A 24,178-nucleotide genomic window follows, 5' to 3' on the forward strand; every position below is an offset into this window, starting at 1 on the left:
CCATGACCTTCCTCTGTTGCCTTCTCCGTTGCTTTCTGTGGCCGTTCGGGGTCGCCGTACGGGATCGTTCAAGCGATGACCGGGATCGGATTGAGTTGATCCTCCGGGAGAGGACTCTCCCGCAAGCCCATTGAGACCGGCACATCGAACAACCGCCCGGGCGCGAAGCGTGCCCAGAAGTGACGCATGCCCGGAACGATGACACGCGCGACCGGCATGCCGATGTCGGGCCGGGTCTGGTCGAGCACCAGAAACTCCATGCCGCGGGCTTCGACGAGCGCACGGCAATGCTCCACGTCATCCCGCGTGTCCGTGGTGTCGGGAACCGGATAGTCCGGCTTGCCGCGTCTCGCCATGCCCGGCGCCGGCGCCAGCCAAGGGTGATCCGCCACCCTGCCGTTCCGCCACCACCAGCGGCTCACGGGGTCGTTGACGGTGTAACCCGATTCGCGCCGCGCCGATCCCTGCACCCATTGAAGGCACTGGTTCAATTCGCACACCGCGCGCAGGGCCGCGATATGCGGATCCGTGTGCGCACCGGCCCCGTAGAGAATGTCCTCGGCCCCTTCACCGGTCCTGCGCGAGATCGCCACGAAGACCGGAATGCCGAGATCGGCGGTCGCGTCCAGCACCCACATCTCGCGCTCATGACGGCCGTAGTAGTCCCGCGCGGACGCGAGGTATTCGTCGCCAAAACTCGACAGGTCCACCTCCGGCACGTGCAGCCGGTTGTACCACCATACGGCGAAGGCGTCGCGTTCCACGAGTTCGAGAAACCCCTGCAGGATCGCCTCCTCGAGCGTGTTCCCCGCGGCGCATCCGTTCGAGTCCGCCTTGAAACCGGAGCCATCGCCTACCTCGCCCGCCATGCCGTAAAGGATCGAGGTGGGCGCCCGCCGGTGCCGCCCCTGTGTGAGCGACCATACGGGCGACCAGTCGATCTCCGCTTCCGGATCGAGACGGGGCGGCACGAAGTTGTAGGGATGGCCGAGAGCGTTGATCCGCTCCGCGTCATCCAGCTGTCGGTCACTGAACAGCTGCACGTCGTTGGGGTGAATCGCTTCCGATTCTCCCGCATTCTCGAAGTCCACGAGGCGGCGCCGGCAGCGGATCTCGTCCCCGTGAAACGCCCCGCTGTAGCGCTCGATCGCCTCGCAGAGGGCGCTCACCTCAGACTGCCGCGGCGTACTGCCCTTGCCGGCGCTCTTGCTTCGCAGACTGCGGCGGAGGGAACTGAGCCTGCGGCTCCTGAGGGCGTAGTTGTTACCCGCCCAGTACACGTGCAGCCAGGGGTCGGCCTCGTCCGTGGTGCGGGTGAGCCACGTGACGACGCCGGTGATCGGGCTGACAAGATGCCGATACCTGGCCAGCGTCACCGCGGGTGGGACCGTTCGTTGGCCGCCGCTGTTGTGCACCGGCTTGGGGCTCGACCGCAGCTGCACCGGTTCCGCCGGTCGGTCGGGGCGGTACAGGGCCTCGTCGCCGCACGCGAGGCATTGAGGGCGGCGCATTGCGGGGTGCAGCCGATTCTCGAGGTTGATGAGATCCAGCGAGATCGCCCGCTCGTGGATGGGCGCCAACTCCCCGAGGACCAGCCATCTGGCGATTTCGGCGGCAGCCAGACCGCAAACGGCTTCCAGCAAGGTCGGCTCAGCCGCGCGCGGCCGAGCGGTGGAGGATTCCCCGCCGACGTTGCGCAGGAAACTGTGGACCTCCTCGTGGGCCTCCATGCGGTAGGCGAGACACGCCCAGCACGGACCGCCGGCCGCCGGCCGAAAGACCGGCCCGAACAGCGGCCGCATGCTGCCCGGCCTTACGAGGATCCAGGGCGCGCCCGACCCGAGGTGGCGGCGATTGATCCCGTCATGCCGTGCGTCGAGGTAATCCGTGCATACGATGGCGGACAGGGAAGGGCGGACCGTGCCCGCCCGGACGCCCAGCGCCTCGAGCCGGCGGGCGAGCAGGCCGGCATCGCCGGTCACGGCGACCGTCGTCCCTTCCAGGCGCTGCTCAGCCCAGCGCGGCGAGGCGCCGAGCGACGACCAGTACGCCGCCCGGCCCGACGGCATGCCGTAGTCGCCGGACACGAGATACCCCCGGGACGCCAGGGCCGCGATCGCCGTTCGCACCTCGGACGCCGAATGCGCGGGGGCCAGAGCGGCGGCGATCTCCTCGTGCGTGCGGCGCCCGTCGAGGAGCGGCATGAGGTCGCAATGGATCTGCCCGCGGAGCAGTGTGTTGAACGCCTCCGAGACGAGCAGCGTCTGCTCGTCGCCGATCGGCCGGAACTCGAGGTGTGGCGCGAGGCGCGGCACCTCAGTGAGGTCGCGGTCGGCGGAAGTGGTTCGCTTCAGCACTGGCGGCCGAGCGGGATCAGGCCCTTGGGCCCGAGGCTGGGGGGCTGCCGCCGAACGGCGTGTCGGCCCGGTGGAACACCTGCTCCGGATCGAACTCCCGCTTCCACCTGAGGCCCTGCTCGAGCATGTCGCCGTAATGTTCCGCCCACTGCTCCGGGCCGTAGCCGACGCCGCCCGACAGGTAACTCTTGCCGCCGAGCCCGACGAGCGTTCGGTCGATACCCTCCAGTTCCTTCACCAGTTCCGCCGCCTGGTCGTACTGGAACTCCCCCAACACGGCGAGGACCGAGTACGAGATCACCCTTTCCCCCGGGGGACGCATGAACAGCGGGGCCTCGATCTCACCCCTCCCGATCGGGTACAGCCCGACCCAGCCCCAGGGCCTGTGCGGCGTCGAGGCTGGATCCAGCAACGGTTCGATGAGCAGCCGTCGCAGGGTCTCCCAGGGCAGCATCCAGTCGCGCCACGGATGATAATGCAGCCAGCTGAAGCCCCACGAGGGATACATCCCGGCGCGCCCGACGCTGGCGGTGTCCCGCGTGTATACGTGTTCGTCGTGCCCTAGCGCGTCGAGGACCCTGCCGTCGTCGAACTCCTCATCGTACTCGATCGCGGCGAGGAGGACGATCAGGTTCTCCCGGTGCCGGAGTTCCGCCCGCAGGTGGTCGAAGCGATCCGCCTCCACCATGTTCTCGAGATCGTCCGCGAAGCGGTCGAAGTCATGGTAATGGAGCTCGTACTGCCGGAACCGTTTGCCGGCCGGGCGGAGCCGGATCCATGCCTCCGTGATGATGCCGAACTGTCCCTGGCCACCCCTCACCGCATCGAAGAGCCCCGCGTTCCGCGTGGGGGAGCACCGAATCCGGTCACCGGTGCCGGTCACCACCTCGAGTTGTTCAACCTGTTCGACCTGAGCGCCGTAGCGATGGGAGGATGTGCCGATCCCTCCCGCGGAGAGCGTTCCACCCACCGTCGCCTCGCCGATGTCCACGAGTACCGGTGGCAGCCGCCGCGCACCGTTCAGCGCGTCCACGACGGCGCCCCACCGCGCGCCCCCCTGCGCGCGTACTACCTCCGGACCTGCGGGCTGGACTCGATCCAGCCCCGTCGTGTCGAGGACGACGCCGCGGTCCGTCAAGCTGCGTCCGCCCTGGGAGTGCCCTCCTCCCCGGAGCGCGAGCCGGATCCCGTCTCGCGCGGCGCGGCGCACGAGGCTGGCCACCTCCTCTACGCTCTCCGGCGTGGCCACCGCTTCCGGCACTCGCCGGGTCATCCGTCCGAAATCGAAGGCGCGCGCCTCCCGATCTTCGAGGTTGCGGCTTGCGCCCGGCAGGAGATGGTCGTCGCTGGTCACTGTCCGCCTTGGGGTGCCTGCGAGGTGAGCAGGGATGGGCAGCGTGCTCCCGCTCGCTGGCCGCCCAACTGATGAAGCCCGGAAGCGTGGGACGCAAGTTGGTTCCAGCGCGGCAGGGGGGTCGCGACCTGCTTCGGCCGTCGTCGTCCTACCGGACCCGGTCGTCTTCGAGCCCGGCGACTCGCGCTTCCTGGTCACCTTCGTGAGCTGCGCGTTCAGGGCCTCGATCGCGTTCGTCGTGTACATGACCTTGCGGATCTCGGGCGGATAATCGAAGAACGGGGTCAGGTTCGCCCAGTTCGCCCGCCACTTCCGGCTGATCATGGGGAAGCGCTTGTCCCAACGCTCTGAAAAGGCCTCCAGCGCCGTCTCGGCCGCCTCCAAGCTCGGAGCCCGGTAGATGGCCCGCAAGTCCCTGGCGACCGCCTTGCGCTCCTTCCAGGCGACGAACCGGAGCGAGCCGCGCACCAGATGCACGATGCAGAGCTGAACCTGCGTCTTCGGGAACACCGACTCGATCGCCTCGGGAAAGCCCTTGAGTCCGTCGATCGCTGCGATCAGGATGTCCTCGACCCCCGGTTCTTGAGTTCGGTGAGGACCGAGAGCCAGAACTTCGCCCCCTCCGCTTCGCCCACCCACAGCCCCAACAGCTCCTTGTTGCCTTCGAGCGTCAGGGCCAGGGCAAGGTAGACCGCGTGCGTCCGGACGTGGCCCCGGGAACGCACCTTCACGTGGATCGCGTCCAGATACACGATCGGGTACACCGGAGTCTAATCCATGGCCATTTACACAGAAATCAGAACACTCCCTGTCAATCGGCACCCGCAGCCGGAACCGTGCCGGACTCGCGTTTTCTGGGCTCGGGGGCACCCCCCTCTCCTCCGCCCACCCCCGGCCCCTCGAAGCGCTTAGAACGCCTCTGAGCGCCTCGCGCCGGATCCGCCGCGCCGCCACGTCGCCGAAGCTCGCGCCCGTGCGCAAAACGCCTCACGCCCGCCGCCGTGTCTCGAAATCCGTGCGCAACGAGCACGGCCGCCGCTTCCTCGGGGCCGGACACGTCCGCCTCCCGCTCGCGGTTGTCGCGTTGCGCCAGCGCACCCGCCACACGTCCGGACGGACGGCCACGGGGTAGAGCCTCGACAGCCCGCGCACGTCCAGCGTCCCGGCCGTCACGGCCCGCATTCATTGACCCGTAGGTATTCGTCCAAGAAGTAGTCCAGCAGCATACGAAAGGCTTCAAAACCGCCGGTACGCACGGCATGAAACGTTTCGGTGCTTCCGCTCGCCCCCGTCCGCGGGTCCTTAAGGGACTTCCACAATCTCAGGTTGAACGTGTAGGGGCCGCCGCCGAAGTGGACGCTGATAGCGTCGGAATTGGCCACGGTGACGCTGAAACGGTCGGGGGCTTCCGGGTCATGGATTCTCGCGGCCCGCCACGCACCGGGAGCGCGGCGGCATCCAATCCGCCGCGTCGAGCGCGCTCTTGTCACGGCGATTCGTGTCCGGGTCGGCAAGCGTGAGATTGTCCAAGTCTCGGGCAAACGCCCGTCGACGCTCGACCGACCATGCACATGCGCCGGAATCGTGCGCTTCGGAGAGCGCGACCATGTGCTCGATGTCCGTCTCGCGGACGGACGCGAACCTCTCCCCCGTGTAGGGGGACCAGATGCCGCCCAAGAGCGCGACGATCTCGGCTTCAACCGAGGCGGGGTAGGAGTAGTCGCCCCGGTCGTATGGCGAGCAACGAGCTTCGCGCGCTATCACGAGGCCGCGCCAGCCATTTGTCGACGGTGTCGAGTCAGGTGCAATCGTCGGCGTCGCGCAGCCAAGCCAACCCGTGGCGAGAGCCGTCAACCAGAGGATCCTCACCGCAGCGTCCTCGATGCGAGGTCCCGATGCGTACGATCACTTATCTAAGTCTAAGGCAGTGGCCCGACGGACCACAACCGGCCGCTGGACCGGGCACGGGCGACGAATCGGCGGTGCGCATGGTGCCTGCACATCCGTCTGGCTCTTTGGTGCCCGACGAGATCAGCGAAGCGAGCTTCTAGAATCAGCGACCCGAACGGATCGAACCGGGCTCTGGTTCCGGAAGTGGAGGTTGTCGAGGCTGTCCCGAACCTCCGGCGAGAAACCGTCAAGGTAGTCTACGAAGTCGGTCTTGGGTTGTTGCCTTCCGGCCCGCGCCCGCAGGTCGCGGAGCGTGAGTTGCGAGGTGTTGTGGAAGGCCTGCCCGACCGCCTACCGGAGCGCGGTGTCCTGTTTGGCGACCCCGGCGGCATCCACCGCTGCCTTCATGTCGAGGTCGGCCCGTCTGATGGGCTCCAGCATCGCGCCTGAATCCCTGTACGATAACGTACCGGCCACGAGGGCCGCGCGGCGTATGCGGGTGCCGTCGCTGAGCGGGGCAGCCGGATACGATTCGATTGGGCAACCTGCCGAAGTAGAGCACTTGGGACCGAAACAAACCTTCACATGAAAGCTGTACCGGTCATCTGGAAAGTGCGCTGGCGTTTGTCGCGTCCCATCAATACTGTCAGCAGGTCTTTGGCGTGGGCGGACGGAGCCAACCCGTCGCTCGACGCTTCAGTCTGCCGGTCGGAGGCGGTCAGGGGACCACTGGGGATGGGGAGGGGATGGTGACCGACGAAGCCAAGCGCGTACTGCATGCTTTCCGGGACGGGCGCAGATTCAGCTTCGGCATGGTGCAGGAGGCAGCTGCGAGCGACCCGCGCCGGGCTCGCATCGCGCTCGAACAGGCGACTCGATTGGGCTACGTCGTGCGGATACAGTTCGAGGCGGCGGACCTCTATAGACTCACCGTCACGGGACGCGACCTCGGCCAGCATCTCGCCGACACCGCATCTGCTCATACCGGGATTTCGGGTATGACCCTGCTCCCACCTGACGAGAAACATGAGGTGAGCATCCACTTCTGACCCCCCCGAGTGGGGAGCAAGGGAGAACGCGGCTCAAACGCTTATGTCCCGATGGGTGGGGCCGGTTGGATTCTCGCCAATCAGTTACGGTTTTCCCGCTTTCGCGGCTCGGTCCAGCAAGATCCAGTAGCACGGTAGAAAACGCAGATCGTGCAGCCCTGTAAGTAGTTAGACGATTCCCTGCCGTGATTCTGGCCTCAGGCGATCCGCTGGCCCATCTGGCGTCCAAGCTGCAGCGTTCCGCGCTGCCGCCGGCCCTCCGCCAGGCCCTGGCCTACAGTCTCCGTAAAGCCGGCGGTACACCCGTCCGCAGTGTGAAGCAGTTGGCGGCCGACGTTCGCAGTTCTCCCGTGACCCTGTCCCATGCTTTCAGTGCGCGCGTCCAGCGCAGGACGACGCTCAGCCGCTTCCTCGGCGGCCTCGTCATCCTCCGGGCCCAGCAACTTCGTCTCTCCGGTTCCAACTGGGGAAATGCGAGCGACCGCCTCGGATTCGCCCGCGCGACGCTGAACCGCAAGGCGCGCCGATGGCCGGGATGCACCCTCAGAGAACTCGAACGCCTGGCCCCCGATCAACTGCTTGCGGCGTTCGTTTCAGAGTTCGTGCAGCCGCTCCTGGACGACGACTAGCCTGGTGTCGCAGCCGGGAGAACGGGAACCTCCGCCCCGACGGTTGATGTGGGAGGTGGGTGGCCGTCGGGACGGGAACTCTCGGGGAGTCGAGAGCGGTCCTCCGTCTCAGTAACGCCGGATGACTCCGATCACCACGCCCTGCACCGTGACCTGCGATGGGTGCAGGTACATCGGCGTGAGCTCCGGATTCGCGGGCTGAAGCCGAATCTGTCCGTGCTCCAGATAAATCTTCTTCATGGTAGCGTTCTCGCCATCGACGAGCGCGATCACCATTTCGCCATTGTGCGCCGTCTCGCGCGACTGGACGATGACGTAGTCGCCGTCCCGGATCTGTTCATCGATCATCGAATCGCCGCGCACGCGAAGCACGTAGTGTTCGCTCAGGGAGCCGGAGATCATGTCTTCGGGGACCGAGACCGTCTCCTGTTCCTGGATGACCTCTATGGGCTGGCCGGCCGCCACGTTGCCGTAGAGGGGCAGCTCGACCGCTGCGACCTGGAGTTTGCCTTCGATCAACTCGACTGACCGACTCTCATTGTAGCTTTTGCGGATATATCCCTTCGCCCGCAGGTTTTCGAGATGTTCGTGTACCGTCGCGAGCGACCGGTAACCGAACTCCTCCGCGATCTCCTCGAAGCTCGGAGAATACCCGCGGAACCGTATGAAGCCCTCGAGGAAGTCCAGCATCTCGCGCTGCCGCTTGGTAAGCGCCATGGTTTCCCACTCTGGTCGTACATTCGCTGTGTGCGGTCCACGGCTTGATCCGTACCGGGAGCCGAACGAGTCCCGAAACGATACCCGAATACGCCCCGAAGTGCAAGCGGCTGCGGATGGACGCTGCCACGCGGCCTTTTGCGGCGGGATACGAACAGTCGCAGCTTGGCGCCATGGCATCCGATACGATTCTCGAGGAGATCCTCGCGACAAAGCGGGACGAGGTCGCGCGGCTCCAGTTGTTTCGCAGCGCGATACGGGCCGAGGCGGACGAAGCGCCGCCCCCGCGTGGTTTCGAGGCGTCGCTGCGCCGCCCGGGGGAAGTCTCCGTTGTTGCGGAGTTCAAGCGCCGCTCTCCCTCCGCCGGTGAGATAAACCCCTACGCGCAGGCGGCGGGTGTGGCGAGCGTGTACGCCTCCGCTGGGGCGGCGGCGCTCTCGATCCTCACGGACGAGCGCTACTTCGGGGGCTCGCTGGACGATCTCAGGTCGGCAAAGAGCGCTGCGGGAGTTCCCGTCCTCCGCAAGGATTTCACGCTGGATCCCGTCCAGCTCTACGAAGCACGGGCCGGCGGCGCCGATGCGGTCCTGCTCATTGTGCGCGCGCTCAGCGACGCCCGGCTGCGTGAACTTCTCGCACTCGCGGCTGACCTCGGGCTCGCGGCGCTCGTGGAAGCGCACGACGAGGAGGAGATGGACCGGGCCCTGGAAGCCGGGGCCGACATCATCGGGGTGAACGCGCGGGACCTCGCGACCTTCGATGTGGACCTCGAGCGCTCGCTGAGGTTGATCGAGGAGCTTCCGGCCGATGTCGTGGCCGTGGCGGAGAGCGGGATCCGGTCCGCGGAGGACGCGGCGGCGGCCGGTTCCGCCGGGGCGGACGCGGTGCTGGTCGGCGGCTGGCTGATGGCGGGCGATCCTTCGGCGGGAGTGGAGGCGCTCGCAGGCCATCCCAAACGCCCTCGGAGCTCTGCGATGCCTCAGGGCGCAGGGTGAACGAGGTTCGGGTGAAGATCTGCGGCCTCAGGGACCCGCGGCACGCCGCGGCGGCTTCCCGCGCGGGCGCGGACTACATCGGCGTGGTGTTTGCCGGTCGCGTGCGGGAGGTAACGGCCGAGGAGGCCGGCGTGGTCGTGGCCGCGCTCGAGGGCGGCACGCGGGCCGTGGGCGTGTTTCTGGACGCGAGTCCGGCGGAGATCCTTCGGACCCGGGACGCCGCGGGGCTCCACGTCGTCCAGCTCGCCGGCGCGGAGCCGCCCGACGTCTGCGATCGCCTGCGGCACGAAGGGTTGGGCGTCTGGAAGGGTCTCCGGCCCACGTCGAGCGATGCCCTGATCCGCGCGTGGGACGAGTACCGGGAGGCGGCGGACGCGATCCTCGTGGAGGGTTTCTCGCCGCGCGGACCCGGAGGTACCGGGACTGCCTTCCCGTACGAGTGGCTGTCGGAACTCGCGCGGGATGGGTGTGCGCTCGCGCTCGCGGGCGGACTGAAGGCGGCCACCGTGGCGCGCGCCATCCGCCACGCCCGCCCCGACATCGTCGACGTCTCCTCGGGCGTCGAGCGGGCGCCCGGCGTGAAGTCTCTCGAACGGATCCTCGAGTTTCTGGCGGCGGCGCGTCCCGGTCCCCCGGCGTGACGACCCCCGCCCGCGCCGGATGGTTCGGCGACTTCGGCGGACAGTTCGTGCCCGAGACGCTCATTCCGGCGCTCGACGAACTGGCCATGGCCTGGGCCGCGGCCCGCGACGACCCCTCCTTCCGGGAGGCCCTCGAAGCCAGCCTCGCGCACTACGTGGGACGGCCCACGCCGCTCTACCGGGCCCCGCGGCTGGGGGCGGATCTCGGGCTCGACCTGTGGCTGAAGCGCGAGGACCTCAACCACACGGGCGCGCACAAGATCAACAACACGATCGGTCAAGCGCTGCTCGCGAAGCGGATGGACAAGGCCCGGATCATCGCCGAGACCGGCGCGGGTCAGCACGGCGTGGCGACGGCCACCGCCTGCGCGGCGCTCGACTTCGAGTGCGCCGTCTACATGGGCGAGGAGGACATGCGCCGGCAGGCGCTCAACGTCGAGCGCATGGAAATGCTGGGGGCCGAGGTCATTCCCGTCTCGAGCGGCAGCCGGACGCTCAAGGACGCGACGAACGAAGCGATTCGCGACTGGGTCACCAACGTCGATACGACGCATTACATCATCGGCTCCGTCGTCGGGCCTTCGCCCTATCCGGCTCTGGTTCGGGATCTTCAGCGGGTGATCGGCGACGAAACCGTTCGGCAACTCGCGGAGCATCGTGTGGAGCCCGACGCCGTGTTCGCCTGCGTTGGGGGCGGCTCCAACGCCATCGGCATCTTCGCACCCTTCATCGAGCGCAACCACGAGTGCTCGGCAGAGGACCGCGTGGCCCTCGTGGGCGTGGAGGCCGCGGGTCACGGCCTCGACACCGGACGCCACTCGGCCTCCCTCACCGCTGGCGAGCCGGGCGTCCTGCACGGCAACTACAGCTATCTGCTCCAGGACGCCGACGGCCAGGTGATTCCCGCCCATTCCGTGTCGGCCGGCCTCGACTATCCCGGCGTCGGCCCGGAGCACTCGTGGCTCAAGGAGACGGGACAGGTCCGCTACGAATCGGTGACGGATGACGAAGCCCTCGCCGCCTTCCAGGACCTCTGCCGGCTCGAGGGGCTGATCCCTGCGCTCGAGAGCGCCCACGCGCTGGCGGGGCTGCGACTGGAAGCCGCGCGCTGGGCCGGGAGCAGCGTCGTCATCTGCCTCAGCGGGCGCGGCGACAAGGACGTCGAGGAAGTCGCCCGCATCCTCGACCCGGGCGAGGCCGGCTGAACATGGCCTTCATCGAATATCCGGACCCGGCGGGCATCCCCGAGGAGGACCGGGTCGCGGACGACGACAACATCATCCGCATTCACGGCGTGCACAGTCGCGTCACCCCGCTGCACTACGATCTCTACCGCGAACTCATGTACGGGCCGGGGCCTCTGTCCCGGATTCAGCGGGAGATGATCGCGGTCACTGTGTCGGGACTCAACGACTGCCACTACTGAATTGTCCATCACGGAGAGGGTCTCCGTCGTCTGCTCGAGGTTGCCGGCGCCGGTGGTTCCACCGAGGAGAACGAACGCCTCATCGCCGACCTCGCGACGGACCATGCCGCGGCCCAGCTGAACGAGGCCGACCGGGCGATGCTCGACTATGCCGCGCAGTTGACGCTCGCGCCCGGCGATATGAGCGAGTCCGCGGTCGACAGCCTGAAAGCGCACGGTTTCGATGATCTCGCGATCCACGATATCTGTGCGGTCACGGCCTACTATGCGTTCGTGAACCGAATCGCCGACGGGCTCGGCGTCGAACTCGAAGACGAGAGAGGCTGACGAAATTGGCCATGCTTCCCACCCCGCAGGAGGGTGCACCGGGCGCCCCGGTCGTCCCGCCGAATCTCGACCATCTGCTGCTCGGAACCGCCGACCTTGAGGAAGGGGTCGCATGGGCGGCCGATCGGCTCGGCGCCGAGGCCGCCTTCGGTGGCCGCCACGAGAACCTCGGAACCGCGAATTACCTCCTGTCGCTCGGGGGCGACATGTACCTCGAGATCCTCGGGCCGGACCCGGAAGCGTCACCTCGGGAGGAACCGCTCCCGTTCGGGATAGAAGCGCTCGACGAGCCGAGGCTCGTCACGTGGGCGGCCCGGGGGAGCGACCTCGAGACACTTGTGGCGCGAGCCTCGGCACGGGGTGTGCAACTCGGCCCGGTGCGGCCCGGGTCCAGGCTGCGGCCGGACGGCGGTGAGCTGCGCTGGGAAGTCACGGCCCTCACGACGGTGCTTCACGATGGACTCGTGCCCTTCTTCATCGACTGGGGGACGACGCCTCACCCAGCCAGGTCGACGCCACCCGGCGGAAGCCTCGTCGCCTTTCGGGCCGAACACCCGGATCCTGCCGCGGTACGGGCGGTTCTCGAGGCGCTGTCTCTTGCGCTCGTGGTCGAGGAAGGGCCGGAGCCCGCGCTGGTGGCGACGATCCGCACCCTGAGCGGGGACGAAACAGAGTTGCGCTGACATCCGAATCCGGATCTTGAATCCCGATACAGGAGTTCCACTCATGAATATTCTGAATCGCGCGGGCTGGCCCCTGCCTGTCGGGGGCGCCCTGGCGGTCCTGCTGCTGGTCGCCACCGGATGTGTCGACGACCCGGCGGCGCCGGAGCCGGAGCCGGACTCGGACGGGGCCCCGATCAGCCTGGCCGCCGCCCTGGCCGAAAGCGGGCGCCACAGCCCGGAGGGAACCGAGGTATCGCGAGGTTACCGCCTCGCCGTCGAGATCCTCAACGAGAACGGCGGGATTCGCGGCCGGCCCGTGCAGTTGGAGATCCGAGATGATGGCAGCGACGCGCGGAGGAGCGCGCGACTGTACGCGTCGTTCATCGCGTCGGATACGATCGATGCGCTGCTGGGCCCGTTCAGCAGCCCGATCACCGAGGCCGTGCTCGCCGTAACCGAAGCCGCCGGCGAGCCGATGGTGGCGCCGATGGCGGCCACGCCCGGGATATGGGCCGGACGCGAGCGACAGTGGAGCGCCCAGCTGCTGAATCCGGGTCCCACCTACCTCCAGGGTTCGGTGGAGGCTGCCGTGTTCGGTGGCGCACGAACCGTCGCCATCGTGTACGAGGACACCTCGTTTCCGTCTTCGGTGGTGCAGGGCGTGCGTGAAGCGGCCGAGGCCCACGGACTCGATATCGTCATGGACCAGTCCTACGCCGTCGGCGCGGCGGACCACGAGGCCATCGCGGCAGCGGCGCGGGACGCGCGCGCGGACCTCTTCATCGGAGGGGGATACACCGCCGACGCCGTCGGCTTCGCCAGCGCCGCACCGGCCGTCGGCTACCAGCCTCTCCTCATGAGTCTGATCCTCGGTCCCGGTCAGCCGCAGTTCGCCGACGAGGTGGGCGGAGCGGCGCGATGCGTCGCCGGCAACGCGCCCTGGCACTCGACCATCCGGACATCCGGTTTCATCGCGGACAGCGAGACCTTCGTCAGCCGCTACGAGGCCGCGCACGGAAAGACCCCGGGGTACCACGCGGCGGGTGGTTTCGCGGCGGTGGAACTCCTCGCAGAGGGGCTCGACGAAACGCTGCCCGCGACGGGCGACCTCGACCCCGTCGCCCTGCGCGATTTTCTGTTCACGACCCAGACGGAGACCGTGCTGGGGCCCTACCACGTCGCCCCGCTCGGCGACGCGGAGGCCGGCGCGCAGCGCGGGCTCAAGGGCCTCCAGGTCCAGTGGCAGGACGACGGCGCCGGCGGGCTCGCCCTCCGGATCATCCACCCCTGGGCCGCTGCCGAAGCGGTGCCGTGCTATATGCGCTGAGCGCCCGCGGCCCGCGGACGCAGTGCCCGCGCTACCGGTTTCCCCGGATCCCGGCGGCCGCGCCCTGGGCGCTCTCCTCCGCGGGCCGCTCCCTCTCGAGCGGCCGCTCCTCGGGATAGATCTCGTCGAGCGTCATCCCGTTGTACAACCGGCCGTCCTTCATCACATAATGGATGTCGACCGTGTTCCGAAGTTCGTCCAGCGGGTTCGAGTTGAGCACGACGATGTCTGCGAACTTTCCTTCCTCGATGCTCCCGAGCTGCTCACCGAAGCCGATCGCCTCGGCGCCGAGGATCGTCGCCGCCCTGAGGATGTCGTAATTCGAGGCGCCGCCCGAGCCCATCGCCCACAGCTCCCAGTGATACCCGACGCCCTGGATCTGTCCGTGGCTGCCCACGGCCATGCGGGCGTCCGCTTCGAGCATCTTCTTCACGAACTCGCCGTGACGCGCGAAGACGTACTCCTCCTCGAGGAACCAGCCGCCCTCGCCGGGGCTCCCTCCGGCGCCGGGTCCGCGCCGCCGGGCCCTGGCGTCGATGTTCGCCTGGGGCACGAACGTCGCGAGCTTTTCGTCGCCCAGCACGTCTTCATGTGTGTAGAAGTAGTTCTCGCCGAACGGGCCCCCGTAGGAGACGAGCAGCGTCGGACTGTTCGTCGTCTGTGAGGTCTCGAAGAGTTCGACCACGTCGGAATAGATGGGGGCGATCGGCAGGTTGTGCTCGATGCCGGGGTAGCCGTCGATCGCGTGCGTGATGTCGATCTTGTAGTCGAGCCCGCCCTCGGTCGTCGGCATGAGTTCGAGGTCGCGCGCCGCCTGGATGATCCACTGACGCTGCTGGCGGTTGCCCGTCATGTACATCTTCAGCGTCTTCGTGTCGAAGTACTCCGCGTAACGGCGCAGGATGCTCTTCGCATGGTCCGCGTCGCGGAGGTTCTCGCCCGCGAACACGCCGGGTCCGGTCGAATAGATGCGCGGTCCGATCATGCCGCCCGTCCGCACGCGGTCGGTGTAGCTGAGGATGTCCGTCGTGGCGGTCTGCGGATCGCGCGTCGTCGTGACGCCGTAGGAGAGCGTCGCGAGGTACTGCCACACCTCCTCGGGATGGACCTCGGGGACGAGCCACTGCGCGTGGTAGTGCGTGTCGACGAAGCCGGGGACGAGCGTCTTGCCGCTGACGTCGATGACGGTGGCGCTGTCCGGCACTTCGACCGAGTCGGCCGGGCCCACGGCAACGATGCGGTTGTCCGTCACCAGAACGACGCCGTCTTCGATGATGCGCGGTTTCATGGCAGGCTCTTCCGGCTCCGCTTCCGCGTCACCTTCCGCCTCGGCCCCGCCCTCCTCGGCTTCGGCCGCCGCGGTGTCGGCGGGCGCCTCCGCGGCTTCGGGCGGCGCCTCCGCGCCCGCCGAGTCCGCCGGCGCGCCCGCCGTGTCGGCCGGGGCGTCGCGGACTTCGGTCATGGTGATGATGCGGCCGCCGCGCAGAGCGACCGTGCCGCGCGGGACGTCGCGCGGAAGCTGCGCCTCGATCCTGCGCTCACGGGCCTCGTAGGTCTCCGTCGTGTCGGCCAGGACCTCCTCATCGCCCGCCCGCACCGCCGCGGACTTCTCGGCCACCTCCTCCGCCGCCCGCCGGATCGAATCGGCACGCGCGAGGAGCGAGTCGGCGACGACCTGCACCGAGTCCGCCTGGAGCCGCGTGATCTCGTCCTCGAGCTCCTCCGGCACTTCTTCATCGGCGTTCTCGAGGCTGTCGGCCTCGGCCCGCTTCTCTTCGAGCGTGTCGGTGATCGCCGCCGCCCGCACGCGAAGCAGGGCACGGGCGTGCGCCGTCTCTTCCTCCTCCTCTTCCTCCGCCTCGATGTGGTCGAGGTCGTACGTGAAGAGGACGTTGCCCATGGCCCAGTGCAGGGCCCCGCCATCGGGCGCCCACGAGGGGAACTCGCCGCCCACGTCCGTGACCTTGCGGATCGGCAAAGGAGCGGAGTCCAGCGTGATCAGCATGATCGTCGGAGGTTGGTCCCCGACCTCGGCCATATCCACCACGAAGAGATCGCGTCCGAACTGCACGAAGGCGCGGTCGCCCGCGGGGGAGAGCTGGATCAGGCCCGCAGGCGCCGGTCCGCCCGCCTCCGCGGGGGGATCGGGGTCGGTCGGGTCAGGGCCCTGGCGCCACGGGAAAACGCGCCGGGGCAGGAACTCCCACTCGTTGGGGTGCGGGTCGCCGATGCCGGCGATCCCCTGGCGTCCCCGCACGATCAGGTGGCGCTTCACGTCGGTCCCGTCCCAGCGGAAGGACACCAGGCCCTCGATCGGGCTGTAGGCGTAGATGCGGTCGGGATCGTCCGCCGCGAAGTGCGGCACGTCGCGGAGGCCGGTGGGCGAAATCACCTCCGCTTCAGCCGGCTCGGGTCCGACCGCGGGCACCCACACGAACTCGCCGCCGATAGGGCCGAAGAAGGCGCCGGACGCTTCCTTCAACTGACGCGCGGCCCCGCGTGAGGCCACGATCCGCTCGCCGTTCGGCGACCACGCCACGTTGTAGTAGAGGGCCGCCGTGGTCGTCAGTTGAAACGTTTCTCCGCCGGTCGCCTCCACCTTCATGATGTGGCCGCCGCCGGTGTCGTCCCACGTGGTGTAGGCGATCCAGCGGCCGTCGGGCGACCACTGGGGATGGAACTCACCCGCGTCGCCGTCGGTGAGGCGCCGCGCCTCGCCGTCCGGCAGATCCCGGATCCAGAGGCGGTCGAAGGCCGTGAACACGACCTGGTCACCGTCCGGGCCCACGACCGGGTTCCGGATCTGGCTCGCCGTGACCATCGCCGTCGTGTCGATCTGGTACTCGAACTTCACCTGCGGGCCGACATCGAGTTCGACCTCCGCCTCGAACGGGATCTCTGTCGCCTCGCTGCCGTCCATGGGGACGTTCCAGATCCTGCCGCCGTACGAGATCACGATCGCCGAGCCGTCCGGGAGGAAAGCGTACCCCGGCAGCACATCCAGAGGCGCCCGCGACTCCTGCTCGTCCCGCTGCACCGGGTAGGCGAGCCAGGCTTCCTCACCCGTCTCGAGGTCGCGCTTCCGGAGCCCCGTGTCGGCGTTGTAGCGCGTGCCGTACACGAGCCAGCGGCCGTCCGGAGAGATCGCGGGGCGGAACGCCGACCCGTACCGGTTCGTCATCGTCGTCGTCGTGCCCGTCTCGCGGTCGTAGCGGTAGAGCTGGTAGATGTAGACGCCGTCGGGACTCCATTCCGGCGACAGCATGAGGCTCGACCCGCCTCCCGCCACCCGGGTCGTGTCCGTGAGGTCAAGCCGCATCGTCCACAGCGCGTCGCCCCCGCTGCGGTCGGAGATGAAGGTCACCGACTCGCCGTCCGGGCTGAAGCGGGGCTGCGTCTCGTAGGCCATGCCCGTCAGCAGGGGTGACGCCTCGCCGCCCTCGATCGGCATCGTGTACAGATCGCCCAGCAGGTCGAACACGATCGTCGCCCCGTCGGGACTCACGTCGAGCGAAATCCAGGTGCCCTCCGTCGCCGTGAAGCTCGCCGTGCGAGCGCTTCGCAACGGCAGCGGCTGCCGGCCGCCGGGCCCGCCGGGCCCCATCATCACCTGGGCTGCCGCCGGCGCGGCGGCCACCGAAGCCAGGAGCGCGGCGAACGCCGCAGCTTTCCCTATCCGTAGCCGTGCCAGCCTCTCGCGGGGGCTCATCGGTCACCTCCCCCGGAGCCGGCGCCTACAGCAGTGGTTACGGCGGGCGCGGTATCCCTCCATGGTTCGTTCGGGGCCGCCCGTTGCCGCGGCCAAAGCTCGTCGAGCGTGTCGCCGTCGTAGAGTCGCCCGTTCATCATCACCTTGTCGATCGTATTCGTGTTGCGGATGTCCTCGAGCGGATCCGCGTCGAGGATCACGAGGTCCGCGAGCTTGCCGGGCTCGATCGAGCCCAGATCCTCGCTGAGGCCGATCGCGTCGGCCCCCATGAGCGTGGCGGCACGCAGCGCGTCGTGCTCGTCCATGCCGCCGCTCTGCAGCGCCCACAGCTCCCAGTGGTAGCCGAGGCCCTGCAGCTGGCCATGGCTGCCGACGCCCGTGTTCCCGCCCCCCTCCACGAGGTCCGCGAGCCACGCCGCGTGCTTCGGAAAGGCGTATTCGTCCTCGTGGAACCAGCCGCCCGGCCCCGGTCCGGTGAAAAGCCCCAGGCGCCGGGCCTTGATGTCGAGTTCCCGCTTCGGCGTGAAGTGCGTGAGCTTCTCGTCGCCGAAGATGTCCCAGCGCGTGTAGAAGTAGTTTTCGGCCCACGGCCCTCCGTAGGAGACGAGGAGGGTGGGGGAGTTCACCGTCCCCGAGGTCGCGAACAGTTCCACGACGTCGTTGTACGCCGGCACGATCGGCATCGAGTGCTCGATGCCCGGATATCCGTCCATGGCGTGCGTCATGTTCAGCCGGTATTCGAGGCCGCCCTCCGTCGTGGGCATGAGCCCGAGTTCGCGCGCCGCCATGATGAGCCACTGCCGCTGACGCCGGTTGCCGGACATGTACATCTTGAACGTCTTCGTGTCGTAGTACCGGCTGTATTTCCGCAGGACGTCGAGCGCGTGCTCGTAGCTGCGGATGAAGTCGAACTGGAACACGCCGGGTCCCGTGTGATACACGCGCGGCCCGGGCATCCGGCCCGCCCGCACCATGTCCTCGTAGGAGAGCACGTCCGTCGTGGCAGTCTGCGGGTCGCGGGTCGTCGTCACCCCGTAGGCGAGGTTGGCCTGGTAGATCCACGGCCGCGCCCAGTGGAAGTCCCACAGGTTCCACATGTGGGCATGCGTGTCCACGAACCCGGGCACGACGGTCTTGCCGCCGATGTCGATGACCTGGGCGCCCTCGGGCACCTCGCCGGGTCCCGCCGACACCGACGTGATGCGGTTGTCGGTGACGACGATGTCCGCGTTCTCGACGATCTCGTCGCCGTTCATGGTGATGGCGCGTCCGCCCCGGAGGACCACGACCCCGCGAGGGATGTCGCGCTCGGCCGTGACCTCGATCTGCTGCTCCGCCGGCGCGTACGCCGTGTCGCCGGCCGCCGCATCGAGGTCGTAGGTGAAGAGGGCGTTGCCCAGCGACCAGTGGATCGTGCGCCCGTCCGCCCCCCACACGGGGAACTCGGCGCCGAGTTCGTTCAGCTTCCAGGCGGGCACTCCGGCCGAGTCCGGCTTGGCGACGTCGATCCTCGGCAACGTGGCCCCGAGGTCCGGAACCGTCACCGCGTACAGGTCATCGCCCACGTGCGCCAGCGCCAGATCACCCTGTGGCGCCATGATGACCGAGCCGGCACCCAGCCGCAGGACGATCTGCTCGCGAAGCTCGTCGTGCTCGAACGTCCGCGGCATCGGGAGGTCCGAGTGCGGCGAGCGCTCATACCGTTCGTACGCCGCCGGGACGCCCCCCGCGTCGAGATTCGCCCGAGCCGTGACCGCCAGATGCTGCCGCCGGTCCGTGTCGTCCCAGCGGGCGGACGAGAGCGCGGTCGTCGCAATGGGCGGACTGGGTGATCCGGGCACCGGGTCGGCGCGCGCCAGACCGTAGTAGTAGATGCGGTCCGGGTCCGATGTGAAGTGCGGCTCCCTGCGTCCACCGGTCGGCGCGATCCTCGTCAGCTGCCCTCCATTCGCCGGGACCCACACGAACTCCGAGTCCAGCCCGAATCCGATGAAGGGGTCGACCGCCTCCTGGATGTTCCGGCGCGACGACCGAATGGCGACGATGCGCCCGCCGTCGGGAGACCAGGCGAGCTGCTGGTAGTAGGCCGGCTCGCGGGTGAGGTTCGTGCTCGCACCGCCGTCCGCCGATACGCGCCGGATGTGGCCCTCGCCCGTGTCGTCGTCCCATGTCACGTAGGCCACGTCTCGCCCATCCGGCGACCACACCGGATGGTACTCTCCCACGTCGTCCCCGGTGAGGCGGCGCGGGGTCCCGTCCGGCAGGTCCGCGACGTACAGTCGGTCCAGGGCGGTGAAGGCCACGCGGCTCCCATCGGGCGAGGGACGGGTGTTGCGGATCTGTTTCACGATGAAGGTCGGGGTGTCCTCGATCGGGTACTCGAAGTCCACCTCCGGGCCGACCGCGACCTCCGCATTGACCGTGAACGGGATCTCGGTCGGATCGCTCCCGTCGATCGGCACGCGCCACATCCCCCCGCCGTAGGAGATGACGAGCGCGTCCGAATCGGGCGTGAACGAATAGCCCGGCAGCACGTCCATGGTGGCCGTCGACTCCTGGTCGTCGCGCTGCACAGGGTACGCGAGCCACCGTTCCTCACCCGAGTCGAGTTCGCGCAGCCGGATCCCCGTTTCGGTGTCCTCCCGGGTCGCGTAGGCGAGCAGTTCTCCGTCGGGCGAGAGGGCGGGGCGGAAAGCGGAGCCGTAGCGGCTCGTCATCGGCGTGCGCGTCCCGGTCCGGCGGTCGTAGACCCAGAGCTGGTACTGCGGGAAAATCGCGTTGTACTGCCAGGTGCCGAGGCGCTGCGCGTACCAGATGTAGCGTCCCTCGGCGTCCACCGCGGCTCCGAGCATGCGTTGGGCCCCGCCTCCGCCCACCATCTCGAGGCCGGTGCCGCCGTCCACGTGGTAGAGCCACAGCTTCTCCAGTCCGAAGAAGGCACGCGAGCGCGAGACGACGACGTACTTGCCGTCCGGCATCCACTCCGGCGAGAGGAAAACGCTCCCGATCCCCTTGCTGAGCTGCGTCGGCTCACCCCCCTCCGCGTCCATGAGCCACACGTTCTCGTCCCCGCTGCGGTCCGAGACGAAGACGATCCGCGACCCGTCCGGGCTGAAGCGCGGCTGCATGTCGTGCGGCAGGCCGCTCGTGAGCCGCGTCGCCTCGCCGCCGGTGATCGGCATCCGGTAGAGGTCGCCCAGGAGGTCGAAGACGATCGTCTGCCCATCCGGACTCACGTCGAGCGAGATCCAGGTCCCCTCGCTCGTCGTAAAGCGCGCCCAGCGCGCCGGTTCGAGGGGAAGTCCCCGGTCGGGGTCCAGCTTCTCCTCCTCCTGTGCCGCCGCGGGCGGGGGCGCAGGAAACGGTACGAGCAACGGTGCGAGGAGCAGCAGAGCGGCTGCCCGAAGGCGAGGAGGGAACGAGAACATACGCCGACTCCGTTCCGGAGGTTGCGGTTTGAACCCTTATGCTGTGTACGGGGTGAAAGCGTACGAAAGGCATAGTAGTGTGGGCTGGCACTCGCGACCAACCAAAGGGAAACGATCCTTGGCCAACCATCGGGACATCGCGCTGATTTCCGTTTCCATCGATCTTGGGGCCGGGCGCCGGGGGGTCGACATGGGTCCCTCCGCCCTTCGCATCGCGGGGATCAGCCGGGAGATACAAGCCGTCGGGCACACGGTCACCGAGCTCGGCACGCTGACCGCGGGCGGGCTCGAAACGAGCGCGGCGGGTGAGAGCGAGCTCCGTTTCCTGGATGAGGTCGCCCACGTCGCGGAGGGCACGCGTGCGCTCGTGGGCCAGGGTCTGGACCGGGGCTGCACCCCGCTCGTACTTGGTGGCGATCACTCCCTCTCGATCGGCTCAGTGGCGGCGGTCGCCGACCACTACCGCCCGCAGGGAGCTTCCATCGGCATCATCTGGGTCGACGCCCATGCCGACATGAACCGCCCCGACACGACGCCCAGCGGCAACATTCACGGGATGTCGCTCGCCGTCCTGCTGGGCCACGGGGAGCCGCGGCTGACGCGCGGCCGGCCGAGCGTCCGGCCCGGGAACGCGAGTGTCCTCGGCGCACGGTCGCTGGATGCCGGTGAGAAGCGGCTCATCCGCGAACTGGGCGTCCGCGTGTTCACGATGTCCGAGATCGACGAACGCGGCGTAGCGCCGTGCATGGACGAGGCGGTCGAGCGCGCCAATGCCGGGACCCGCGGCTTCCACCTCTCCTTCGACCTCGATGCACTCGACCCCCGTATCGCTCCAGGCGTGGGGACGCCCGTTCGCGGGGGACTGACCTACCGGGAAGGCCACCTCGTGTGCGAGAAAGCGTCGCGCTCCGGCCGACTCCTCAGCCTCGAACTCGTCGAACTCAACCCGGTCCTCGACGACCGCAACCAGACGGCCGAGTTGGGGGTCGGCCTCGTCGCCTCCGCCCTCGGCGCCACGATCCTGTAGCACCGCGCGCCGCGCCGACTTGCGGCCCGCCGTCGCCCCGACGGATTCTTCCGGTCGCAACTTCCACCACCGGACTGCCCAGGGGGTCACATGCGCGCCAAGATCGGAAGGTTGTTCCTCACGACCGTCACGGCCGCCGGGCTGACCGGATCCGGGCTCGTCGGGTCCGCCCCGGCCCGACCCGCCGCCGCGCAGGAAATGTCCGCCGCGGAGCTTGCCGAGCTTCGCCACGGCGTTCCCAACGGGGCGTGGCGCTCGACCTACGCCGCCCCCACGCATGCGCCGACGCTGATCCGGGGCGCGACCCTGATGACCGCGGCCGGGGAGGAATACGCCGGCAGCATCCTGTTCGAAGACGGGGTCATCGTACAGATCGGCCGCGATGTCGAGGCGCCGCCGGACGCCGTGATCCTCGATGGCGCCGGACGCTTCGTCACGCCGGGCCTCATAGACTCGCACTCGCACCTCGGCGTGTCCGCGACGCCCGAGGTTCCGACGAGCTTCGACAACAACGAGACCGGGATGACCACGCCCGGCGTGTGGATCGAACATTCGATCTGGCCGCAGGGCCCCGGGTTCGTGCGCGTTCTCGCCGGCGGAACGACCACGCTGCAACTGCTCCCCGGCTCCGGCGACCTCATCGAGGGGCGGGGCGTGACGGTAAAACCCGTGCCCGCCCGCACGCCCCAGGAGATGCTGTTCCCCGACGCGCCCCGCACGGTGAAACTGGCCTGCGGCGAGAACCCCAAGCGCGGCAACGAGTTTCCGACGACGAAGATGGGGAATGTGTTCGGCTACCGGCAGGCCTTCATCGCCGGGGAGAAGTACCGCCGCGAATGGGATGCGTGGCTGGCCGATCCCCGGGGTGACTCGCCGGACCGCGATCTGGACCTGGAGACGCTGGCCGAGGTGCTGCGGGGCAACATCCTCGTGCAGTGGCACTGCTACACGGCGGACGAGATGGCCACGAACCTCCAGGTGGCACGGGAGTTCGGTTTCCACGTGCGGTCGTTTCACCACGCGGTCGAGGCGTACAAGATCCGCGATCTTCTTGCCGAGAGCGGGACCTCCGCCTCGATGTGGTCCGAGAACTGGGGCTTCAAGATGGAGGCGCTCGACGGGATATCCGAGAACGTCGCCCTCGTCTCCGCCGCGGGCGCCCGCGCGATCGTGCACTCCGACGACGACATGCGCGCGCAGTACATGAACCACGAGGCGGCCAAGTCGATGTGGGCCGGTCGCCGCCGCGGGATGGAGATCTCGCGCGACGAAGCGCTGCGCTGGGTCACGGCCAACCCGGCCTGGGCCCTCGGCATCGACGATCGGGTGGGGACGCTGGAGGTCGGGAAGAATGCCGACATCGTGCTCTGGTCCGGCGACCCGTTCTCCGTGTATTCCGTGCCCGACCAGGTGTGGATCGATGGGGCGCTGCGCTGGGACCGCGAGGATCCCGACTACCAGCGGGTGAGCGACTTCGAACTCGGGTTGGTCCGGAAGGGAGGTGACCGATGACTCCCGCCCGGAAACACCGAACGCGGCGCGCGACCTGCTTCGCTCTCGGTCTCGTGGCATTTGTCGGGGGAGCGGCGGGGGCAGGCGCCCAGTCCATCGCGATCACCGGCGGCACCGTGCACCCCGTCGCGGGACCCCCGATCGAGAACGGTGTCGTCCTCATCGAGGACGGCCTCATCGCCGCTGTCGGATCGGCGGCCGAAGTGCAGGTCGGGGACGCGGCCGTCGTGGATGCGACCGGCAAGGTCGTTACGCTGGGGCTCATCGAAGCCGGTTCGCAACTCGGCCTCGTCGAGGTCGGCGCGGTCGCGTCCACCCGGTCCGGGAGTCTCGATCGTGGCTTGAACCGCAGTGCGTTCCGGGTCAGCGACGGGCTCGATCCCCGCTCGATGCTGTTCGCCAGCGCCCGTGCCGACGGGGTCACGAGCGCGATCACGTCCCCCGCGGGCGGTGTGATCGCCGGTCAGGGGGCCGCACTCACGACGGCGGGCGAGTCGCGCGCCGAGGTGCTCGCTGGAGACATCCCCCTCGTCGTCCGGGCCAGCGGCGCGACGGATATCGAGATGGCGCTCGAGATCCAGGCCGAATACGGCTTCCGCATGGTCATCGACGGAGGCGAGGAAGCGTGGATGCTGGCGGACCGCCTCGCCGCAGCCAATGTCCCCGTCATGCTGCGGGCGCTGGCGAATCTGCCCACGCAGTTCGACCGGCTCTCCACTCGATACGAGAATCCGGGGCTCCTCTCGGCGGCCGGAGTCGACGTGGTTCTGACGACACGCAGCTCGCACCGGGTGGGGCAGGTGACGCACGAGGCCGGCAACGCGGTCCGATACGGGATGGACTGGGACGACGCGCTGGAGGCGATCACGTTGGCGCCTGCCCGCGCGTTCGCGATCGACGACGCGGTCGGGAGCTTGGAGCCCGGCAAACGGGCCAACGTCGTCATTTGGTCCGATGACCCACTGGACTTCGCAGGCTACGCCGAAACCGTCTTCGTAGATGGCCGGCAGGTCGACACGACATCGCGGCAGCTGCGGCTCTTCGAGCGCTATCGGCGCATCGATCCCCGATAGGTCGTGGCAGGTGTTGGCGTCTTCCTTGCGGCGGAAATGTCGCGGCATCACG

Annotated in this window: 17 protein-coding genes and 1 pseudogene; 11 read left to right on the forward strand and 7 right to left on the reverse strand. The window is 68.5% G+C overall.

Annotated elements, in window-relative coordinates; translation table 11 throughout:
* Positions 1 to 68: 68 nt before the first annotated feature.
* From ACOOGH_RS01955 to ACOOGH_RS01970, 4 genes and pseudogenes are all read right to left on the reverse strand, one after another.
* Positions 69 to 2,357: a TOMM precursor leader peptide-binding protein gene (locus ACOOGH_RS01955; protein WP_420447308.1), complete on the reverse strand. Its 2,289-nt coding sequence runs from the start codon at positions 2,355 to 2,357 to the stop codon at positions 69 to 71.
* Positions 2,358 to 2,373: 16 nt separating this feature from the next.
* Positions 2,374 to 3,630, reverse strand: a complete 1,257-nt coding sequence (locus ACOOGH_RS01960) for an FAD-binding protein (RefSeq protein ID WP_420447345.1) — start codon at positions 3,628 to 3,630, stop codon at positions 2,374 to 2,376.
* 261 nt (positions 3,631 to 3,891) lie between these two features.
* A pseudogene (locus tag ACOOGH_RS01965) lies at positions 3,892 to 4,475 on the reverse strand (IS256 family transposase); the annotation flags it as partial.
* Positions 4,476 to 5,124: 649 nt separating this feature from the next.
* Entirely contained in the window at positions 5,125 to 5,475 is a 351-nt protein-coding gene (locus tag ACOOGH_RS01970; protein WP_420447309.1) for a GmrSD restriction endonuclease domain-containing protein, read from the reverse strand.
* 872 nt (positions 5,476 to 6,347) lie between these two features.
* Here ACOOGH_RS01970 and ACOOGH_RS01975 point away from each other — a divergent pair.
* The gene (locus ACOOGH_RS01975; RefSeq protein ID WP_420447310.1) at positions 6,348 to 6,650 is read left to right on the forward strand and encodes a hypothetical protein; all 303 of its coding nucleotides are present in this window, start codon (positions 6,348 to 6,350) and stop codon (positions 6,648 to 6,650) included.
* A 185-nt stretch (positions 6,651 to 6,835) separates the two neighbouring features.
* Entirely contained in the window at positions 6,836 to 7,279 is a 444-nt protein-coding gene (locus ACOOGH_RS01980; protein ID WP_420447311.1) for a hypothetical protein, read from the forward strand.
* Positions 7,280 to 7,387: 108 nt separating this feature from the next.
* Here ACOOGH_RS01980 and lexA read toward each other — a convergent pair whose 3' ends face one another.
* Complete coding sequence (gene lexA / locus ACOOGH_RS01985; RefSeq protein ID WP_420447312.1) at positions 7,388 to 7,996, reverse strand: transcriptional repressor LexA; 609 nt, start codon at positions 7,994 to 7,996, stop codon at positions 7,388 to 7,390.
* 173 nt (positions 7,997 to 8,169) lie between these two features.
* Here lexA and trpC point away from each other — a divergent pair, with 173 nt between their 5' ends.
* The 6 genes from trpC to ACOOGH_RS02015 are packed head-to-tail and all read left to right on the forward strand — an operon-like array spanning position 8,170 to position 13,377.
* Positions 8,170 to 8,991 carry an indole-3-glycerol phosphate synthase TrpC gene (gene trpC / locus ACOOGH_RS01990; RefSeq protein ID WP_420447313.1) on the forward strand — a complete coding sequence of 274 codons (822 nt, stop codon included), beginning with the start codon at positions 8,170 to 8,172 and terminating at the stop codon, positions 8,989 to 8,991.
* Positions 8,992 to 9,002: 11 nt separating this feature from the next.
* Complete coding sequence (locus ACOOGH_RS01995; RefSeq protein ID WP_420447314.1) at positions 9,003 to 9,632, forward strand: phosphoribosylanthranilate isomerase; 630 nt, start codon at positions 9,003 to 9,005, stop codon at positions 9,630 to 9,632.
* The gene (trpB, locus tag ACOOGH_RS02000; protein ID WP_420447315.1) at positions 9,629 to 10,837 is read left to right on the forward strand and encodes a tryptophan synthase subunit beta; all 1,209 of its coding nucleotides are present in this window, start codon (positions 9,629 to 9,631) and stop codon (positions 10,835 to 10,837) included. Before ACOOGH_RS01995 ends, trpB begins: the two co-directional genes overlap by 4 nt.
* A gap of 2 nt (positions 10,838 to 10,839) precedes the next feature.
* On the forward strand, positions 10,840 to 11,385 hold the full coding sequence (locus ACOOGH_RS02005) for a carboxymuconolactone decarboxylase family protein (protein WP_420447316.1): 546 nt from the start codon (positions 10,840 to 10,842) through the stop codon (positions 11,383 to 11,385).
* Positions 11,386 to 11,396: 11 nt separating this feature from the next.
* Positions 11,397 to 12,068 (forward strand): VOC family protein, encoded by a 672-nt coding sequence (locus ACOOGH_RS02010; RefSeq protein WP_420447317.1) that lies wholly within the window; start codon positions 11,397 to 11,399, stop codon positions 12,066 to 12,068.
* A 43-nt stretch (positions 12,069 to 12,111) separates the two neighbouring features.
* Complete coding sequence (locus tag ACOOGH_RS02015) at positions 12,112 to 13,377, forward strand: amino acid ABC transporter substrate-binding protein (RefSeq protein WP_420447318.1); 1,266 nt, start codon at positions 12,112 to 12,114, stop codon at positions 13,375 to 13,377.
* Positions 13,378 to 13,408: 31 nt separating this feature from the next.
* Here the strand turns inward: ACOOGH_RS02015 and ACOOGH_RS02020 are convergent, their stop codons facing one another.
* On the reverse strand, positions 13,409 to 17,086 hold the full coding sequence (locus ACOOGH_RS02020; RefSeq protein ID WP_420447319.1) for an amidohydrolase family protein: 3,678 nt from the start codon (positions 17,084 to 17,086) through the stop codon (positions 13,409 to 13,411).
* Positions 17,083 to 20,514 carry an amidohydrolase family protein gene (locus ACOOGH_RS02025; protein WP_420447320.1) on the reverse strand — a complete coding sequence of 1,144 codons (3,432 nt, stop codon included), beginning with the start codon at positions 20,512 to 20,514 and terminating at the stop codon, positions 17,083 to 17,085. The genes ACOOGH_RS02020 and ACOOGH_RS02025 overlap by 4 nt, the downstream gene beginning before the upstream one ends.
* 118 nt (positions 20,515 to 20,632) lie before the next feature.
* Here ACOOGH_RS02025 and rocF point away from each other — a divergent pair, with 118 nt between their 5' ends.
* The 3 genes from rocF (at position 20,633) to ACOOGH_RS02040 (ending at position 24,126) form a co-directional block, all read left to right on the forward strand.
* Positions 20,633 to 21,541 (forward strand): arginase, encoded by a 909-nt coding sequence (gene rocF / locus ACOOGH_RS02030; RefSeq protein WP_420447321.1) that lies wholly within the window; start codon positions 20,633 to 20,635, stop codon positions 21,539 to 21,541.
* Positions 21,542 to 21,631: 90 nt separating this feature from the next.
* Entirely contained in the window at positions 21,632 to 23,053 is a 1,422-nt protein-coding gene (locus ACOOGH_RS02035) for an amidohydrolase family protein (protein ID WP_420447322.1), read from the forward strand.
* Entirely contained in the window at positions 23,050 to 24,126 is a 1,077-nt protein-coding gene (locus ACOOGH_RS02040; RefSeq protein WP_420447323.1) for an amidohydrolase family protein, read from the forward strand. Before ACOOGH_RS02035 ends, ACOOGH_RS02040 begins: the two co-directional genes overlap by 4 nt.
* Positions 24,127 to 24,178 lie beyond the last annotated feature (52 nt).

Source organism: Candidatus Palauibacter sp. (genome assembly GCF_965213655.1).
GTDB lineage: Bacteria > Gemmatimonadota > Gemmatimonadetes > Palauibacterales > Palauibacteraceae > Palauibacter.